This is a genomic window from Flavobacterium sp. UGB4466, assembly GCF_903469665.1.
In the GTDB taxonomy this organism is placed as follows: domain Bacteria; phylum Bacteroidota; class Bacteroidia; order Flavobacteriales; family Flavobacteriaceae; genus Flavobacterium; species Flavobacterium lipolyticum.
Map to the genome: position 1 here is coordinate 1 of NZ_CAGKLC010000165.1, position 6353 is coordinate 6353.

A 6353-nucleotide genomic window follows, 5' to 3' on the forward strand; every position below is an offset into this window, starting at 1 on the left:
CTGCTGTGTGAACTTCGCATGTTCGAATCCTGCTCTCCCCACTAAAAAAGTCCTGAAACATTTCAGGACTTTTTTTTGGCCTAAGAAAACATGATAAAACCTGCAAATCCTAAGACTCATAGTTTTTTTTCTTTTAGACCTTTATACGTTTCAAGATGCAAAATGCTCCACCTTTACTCCTTTTAAGAGCCGTTTGCTATTTTTTTTTGTGTCTCTCTTAATTTTTTTATGTTTGCATCCCAATACATTTATTTAAGAAATGAACGAAGAGATTACCGAATATATCAATAGTGCACCAGAGGTGCAGAAAGAAATCATGGAACTGGTTCGCTCACTAATACATCAGAGTGTTGATGGTGTAGTTGACGAATACAAGTGGGGCAGACCCGTTTTTAAGTCAACTAAAGACTTTGCTTACCTACAAACCAACAAGAATCATGTCAATCTTGGTTTTAGCAGAAATATCGAAAAACTTAATGACCCTAATGGGGTTTTGGAGGGTACCGGAAAGACGATGCGCCATGTCAAGATTAAAGCTGTTTCGGACATAGATGTCCAACTCTTTAGCCAATGGTTTGTGGCTGTGAGTGAAGATTAAGCTGTTGTTGTCTCCAACATGTAAAATGCATTATTTCTTTGACTCAACTGTTGTTTAATGTCAAGCCGCTGGTTGAAACAAATTATATTATAAAAAAAAGTAGCCGTCTCAAGTTTGAGGCAGCTACTTGTCCATAAAAACATAATCTTCCAAATAAATGTTTCTATAAAATTGTATTTTATTTGATTACGCTTCTTGTAAATTATAAAGCAATAATGATAAATTCGCTGCGTCTATTAGCCTGATGCTCTTCTTCTGTACATTTTACACCATCAGAACATCCGTTTATCAGTTGCGTTTCTCCATATCCTTTACCTTCTAATCTGTTCGGATTTATTCCATTTTGAACTAACCACTTAATAGTCGATTTTGCCCTTCTGTCAGATAATCCCTCGTTATATTTGTGAGTCTGACGGCTATCGGTATGGGAACGTATATCCAGTTTCATTTCCGGATACTGTTTTAAAACATCTAAAATTTTCTCAAGATCCAGTACTGCCTCCGCTCTGATGTCTGATTTATCTAAGGCAAAGTAGATCATTTTTATGCCAAAACATTTCGCTAAATCATCGCCAATTGTTACCGTACATCCTAATTTTTCAAGGATAATTGGCAAGTTTGTTTTTCCTGTTTCATTTGATACGGTAACGCTTAATTCCTTAGTCAAATATTTCTCTTTTTCAGCCCTCACATGGTACGTTTTCAAACATTCGACAGAGAAAGTATAGTTACCGGATTCATCTGAATAAGTTGTTCCTACTACATTAAACTGGCTATCAAATAAGGTTAATTTGGTGTTTGGTAAAATTTCGCCGGTGCCAACATCAGTTATTACACCATATAATTCCTGAGTACAAGTTACCTTTTTTATTCTCAAAAATTCATAAATATCATCAGCCCCCTTCCCTCCTTCTCTATTGGAGGAGAAAAAACCTCTTTGAGATTTGGTGTCGATTATAAAAGCAAAATCATCCCGCACTGAATTGATATCTGCGCCAATATTTTGAATATCACTTACACCGTTTTCATTGATTTTTCCACTAAAAACATCCAAGCCTCCAAGACCGGGATGTCCGTCTGAAGCAAAATAGATTTCATTTTCATCTGTAATATAAGGGAATGTTTCTTTTCCCTCCGTATTGATACTTTTCCCCAGATTTACCGGAGTACCGAATCCTCCATTACTATTGATACTAACTTTGAAAATATCCGATTGTCCAAATGTTCCGGGCATATCTGATGCAAAATATAATGCTTTCTCATCCGGACTCAATGCGGGATGTGCGGTACTATAGTCGTTACTGTCGAATGGAAGTTCTGTGATATTTACCCAATCTCCATTTTCAAACGTGGCCTTGTATATTTTAATCAAGGTAGTGTTCGTTCCATCTTTCCCTTTTTTATCATTAATGTAGTTGTTTCGTGTAAAATACACTGTTTTTCCATCCTTTGTAAACACTGGTGTAGATTCGTGATACTTCGAATTTATTTTAGACTGAATCTTTTTCGGTTTCTCCGCTTTAAAATCCTGATCTATATCCGATTCGTACAGATTGGTAAAACTTTCGTTGGTCCATTTGTGCTTGCGTTGTCCCAAACTACCCGTATCTCTGGCCGAAGTAAAAACAATCTTGTTGTTATAAAATGCAGTCCCGTAATCGGAGTATTTACTATTTATTCCGGGATCGCTAATTTTATAGATGCCTGTATTGGCTTTAATTTCATCAATATAATTCTTATCCTCTTCATAAAGTTTACCTCGTCTGTCATTTCCTGCTTTTTGATTGAACAAATCAAGCATCTGATTGGCTTTGACCACATCGCCGGTAGATTTTAATGATTGTGCATAACGATAGTAGTATTCCGGTTCAATTTCCACATTCATGGCAAATAATTTACCATACCATTTTGCAGCTTTTTCAAATTCTGAATTGAAATACAAGGAGTTCCCCAGTTTCTTAAGCATGTCTTCAGAGCTGTATCCTTTTTCGGCTAAACGTTCATATGTTTTAATGGCATCGATATAAGCGTAACTATTGTATTTTTTATCCGCAGCAATTACTTTCTTCTGTTGCGAATAAGTGTTTGATGGCAAAAAACATAGTATTGTGAGGCAAAAGAGTATAAAATTTTTCATGTTTTACTATTTTTTAGGGTAATATTTATGAGTGGTCTCTATTATTCAATCTGACTTACTCTCTGGCAGTATTCCCGGATAATTCATTAAATTTTTTAAGCATTTCATTCGCTTTATCGTTTTCTCCAACTGATCGTAATGAAAGCGAAAAACGATAATAATATTCAGGCTCTAAGTCAGAAGTCATTTTGAATAAATCTGCATAGCTTTTGGCGGCGCTATCCATGTCTCCATTAAAAAAATAAGCATTTCCTGTTTTTTTCAGCATATCGACCGATCTGTAACCTTTATTATACATTCTTTCATATGTTTTTATCACATCGATATAAACAAAAACATTTTTCTTTTTCTTAATCTCCGTTGTTGTAATAGCAGATGAATCTTCGATTACCCTTGATTTGGCAGCTTTTAATTTTAAAGTATTATTTTCTGCATTGGCAAACTTTGGCGTTATAGTACGAGTGTTGTTAGGCCCCAGATTATTTGTGTTTATTAGTTCAGGATCAGTCACATCATAGGTTGTCTTGTAACTCCCAAATTTTACATTAATGATTTCTTCAACGTGATAATATGCAACTTTTTTCCCGGGATAATTTTTGTCTGTCATGGCCAGGACATTCGTTTTTGAATCTCCAATTTTCTTTTGATTCAAATAAAGATTACTGGCATTTTGCGCAAAACAATTGAATGAAAACATACTAACTATTGTTGTATAATAAAGGAGTAAATGATTTTTCATAATATCGTTTTAAATGAATATTGCCTACTTTTTGAAGTACCATTAATATTTAAATGCTATATTTTTTCTTTCTGTACAACCTTTTTAATTATAGTATTTAGAAGAATCTCGGTGTCGTTATTCGATCATTTTTTCTTAAAAATTCGTAACGCAGAAAGATTTCATGTGATCCTGAGTTGTAATTGTTTAAATTGGTGGTTTCGTAATCATAACCATAGCCAATATACATTCCATCACTAATTTGAAAGCCAACCATGGCACTCATTGCGGCACTCCATCTGTAAGCCACTCCGGCTACAAACTTGTCCATAAACATAAAATTGGCAGAAACATCTACTTGCAGAGGAGCACCTTCAACTACTTTAGTCAGTACGGCAGGTTTAAACTTTATGTATTGATAATGATCTAAATCAAATACATAACCTGCCATTAAATAATAATTCATTTTATCTTTATAAATCGCTACATCGTTATCATCATATCGATTGGTTTCAATAAATCCGGGAACCGATAAACCTACATAAGCTTTATCTGAATGCCAGTAAACCCCTGCTCCTACATTTGGATAAAATTTATTGGTTAAGTTTTGAAATTTTGGATCTCCCTGACTGGCAGGATGCAATCGGTTAACATCCAGATTAAACAAATTGCCTGTTCCTTTGATACCAAACGAGAGCTTAAAATTTGCTGATGTACGGATCGTGTAAGATATATCAGTTGATATTGCGTTTTCATTCGTGGGACCAATTTTATCACTTACAAAGGAAACTCCTACTCCTAAGTTACTGCCATTTATTGGTGTATTAACCGAAAAACTGCTTGTTTCCGGAGCTCCGTCAAGCCCAATCCACTGGGTGCGGTACAGTCCGAAAATACTTAAAGCTCCACGGGACCCCACATAGGCCGGATTAATACTTATGGTGTTGTACATATATTGTGTGAACTGAGCATCTTGTTGAGCATAACCGGCAAAGGATATAAGCGCTAAAACTATTATTTTAATCTTCATTTTCGTATATTTTAAATTATAAGTAGGGAAAGAAAATTAACCTGAACTAGTTGTTTAAATACAAATAACCAGACTTATCATGCATTTTAGAAGCGTTATCAACATACTTTAGAATATAGAAATAAGTTCCATCCGGTAATTTCTCATTTCTGGAAATTGTTGTTCTGCCATCTGAATAACCTCTGAAAAAATTCTCATTAGAACCATAATTAGTTGTCTCAAATACTTTAACTCCCCAACGGTTATAAATTTCAACTGTATTATTCTGGTAGCATGTTAAACCTTTAATAAGAAACTCATCATTAATTCCATCTGAATTTGGCGAAACAGCGTTGAAAACTTCAACATTACAGTCTTGTATGGCGAGAATAGTAGGATCATTTTCTAAGAAGCTGTTATCATCAGAAAGATCACTAACTTTAGTATTAGAAGGAGTTGTTCCCTCTGCCATAGCCTGATTAACAACCGATCCAAAATCAATATCGGCCTGAGTAATGCGATAAACACCGCTAAAATTTGTAGTGTTTATTTCGCCAATCCCTAAATTAATTGGGCTTCCGGACAAAACTAATCCTAGTAAATTATCCGTTACCATTACATTGGTTAAAGGTATGTTACCTGTATTTTTAACTTCAAAACTATATCTAATAGTTTCCCCAACTTGTACATATCCGTCCTGATTTTCATCTACAAATTGTGATTTTTTTATAATAGCAATACCCGGACATTCACTATTACTTATCGTAATGGGCACTGCTTCTGATTGACAACCCAAAGCACTTCTTACAATCACAAGATAAGTCCCTGCTGCAAGTCCTTCTTTAATGTTATTTGCGCTAAAAGTATTACCGTTATCAAAACTATAAGTATCGCCTGCATTTTGAATTTTTATGGTAATAGTTCCACTTGTGCTTGTACAGTTTGGTTGTAAACGTGTTATCTCAAAAGCTCTTGGCGTTATTCTTGGTGTGGCTACACCCGAACCGGCAAGACTTGTGCAACCATTAACTGTAGCGGTAACGCTATACATCCCAGCTGTAGATACCGTGATACTTGATGTTGTCGCTCCATTGCTCCATAATAAAGAACCTGAAGCTGTAGTTGACAAAGTAGATGTGCCATCACAATTATCAACAACACTTACCACTGGCGCTACTGGTTGAACCGGAACAGCATTGATGATTAAATTGGTTGGCAACGAAACACAACCCGTAGTGGTAATAGTTGTCGTTACGGCATAGGTACCCGGAGCCAGATTGACAAAGGTAGTCGTAGATTGCGTTACCGCAGGTCTCACCGGACTGGTACCCGTTACGGTGTACGTTACATTGGCTGCAGGAGCCGGTGCTGTAACTACTATGGTACCCGTAGGGGTTAAACAGTCTGGCTGAGCCGTTACACTTGCGGTTGGCGCTACTGGTGGAACTGGAACGGCATTGATGGTTAAATTGGTTGGTAACGAAACACAGCCTGTAGTGGTATTAGTAGTCGTTACGGCATAAGTACCCGGGGCCAGATTGGCAAAGGTAGTCGTAGACTGTGTCACTGCAGGAGTCACTGGAGCGGTACCCGTTACAGTATAAGTTACATTAGCCGCAGGAGCCGGAGCCGTAACTACGATAGTTCCTGTTGGAGTTAAACAGTCTGGTTGAACCGTTACACTCGCCGTTGGCCCTGCAGGATTCCCCGGAACGGCATTGATGGTTAAATTCGTTGGCAAGGATACACAACCTGTAGTGGTGTTGGTGGTCGTTACGGCATAAGTACCCGGAGCCAGATTGGCAAAGGTAGTCGTAGACTGTGTCACTGCAGGAGTCACTGGAGCGGTACCCGTTACAGTATAAGTTACATTAGCCGCAGGAGCCGGAGC

5 protein-coding genes are annotated in these 6353 nt (G+C 37.0%); 1 reads left to right on the top strand and 4 read right to left on the bottom strand.

Annotation, left to right across the window (positions count from 1 at the left end; genetic code table 11):
• Window positions 1–259: 259 nt before the first annotated feature.
• The gene (locus tag JO950_RS20890) at window positions 260–598 is read left to right on the top strand and encodes a DUF1801 domain-containing protein (protein ID WP_202704374.1); all 339 of its coding nucleotides are present in this window, start codon (window positions 260–262) and stop codon (window positions 596–598) included.
• Window positions 599–800: 202 nt separating this feature from the next.
• On the opposite strand, the gene JO950_RS20895 is transcribed toward JO950_RS20890, so the two are convergent.
• The 4 genes from JO950_RS20895 to JO950_RS20910 form a co-directional block, all read right to left on the bottom strand.
• Window positions 801–2735, bottom strand: a complete 1935-nt coding sequence (locus tag JO950_RS20895) for an OmpA family protein (protein WP_202704375.1) — start codon at window positions 2733–2735, stop codon at window positions 801–803.
• 55 nt (window positions 2736–2790) lie between these two features.
• Entirely contained in the window at window positions 2791–3474 is a 684-nt protein-coding gene (locus tag JO950_RS20900; RefSeq protein ID WP_202704376.1) for a tol-pal system YbgF family protein, read from the bottom strand.
• Between the two features lie 97 nt (window positions 3475–3571).
• On the bottom strand, window positions 3572–4483 hold the full coding sequence (locus JO950_RS20905) for a type IX secretion system membrane protein PorP/SprF (protein WP_202704377.1): 912 nt from the start codon (window positions 4481–4483) through the stop codon (window positions 3572–3574).
• Window positions 4484–4529: 46 nt separating this feature from the next.
• Window positions 4530–6353: gliding motility-associated C-terminal domain-containing protein (locus JO950_RS20910; RefSeq protein WP_202704378.1), on the bottom strand; the 1824-nt coding region annotated here is incomplete at its 5' end.

Bases quoted from the DNA above. Each gene is read 5' to 3' on its own strand.
- JO950_RS20890 (WP_202704374.1), top strand. From the start codon at position 260: ATGAACGAAGAGATTACCGAATATATCAATAGTGCACCAGAGGTGCAG.
- JO950_RS20895 (WP_202704375.1), bottom strand. From the start codon at position 2,735: ATGAAAAATTTTATACTCTTTTGCCTCACAATACTATGTTTTTTGCCA.
- JO950_RS20900 (WP_202704376.1), bottom strand. From the start codon at position 3,474: ATGAAAAATCATTTACTCCTTTATTATACAACAATAGTTAGTATGTTT.
- JO950_RS20905 (WP_202704377.1), bottom strand. From the start codon at position 4,483: ATGAAGATTAAAATAATAGTTTTAGCGCTTATATCCTTTGCCGGTTAT.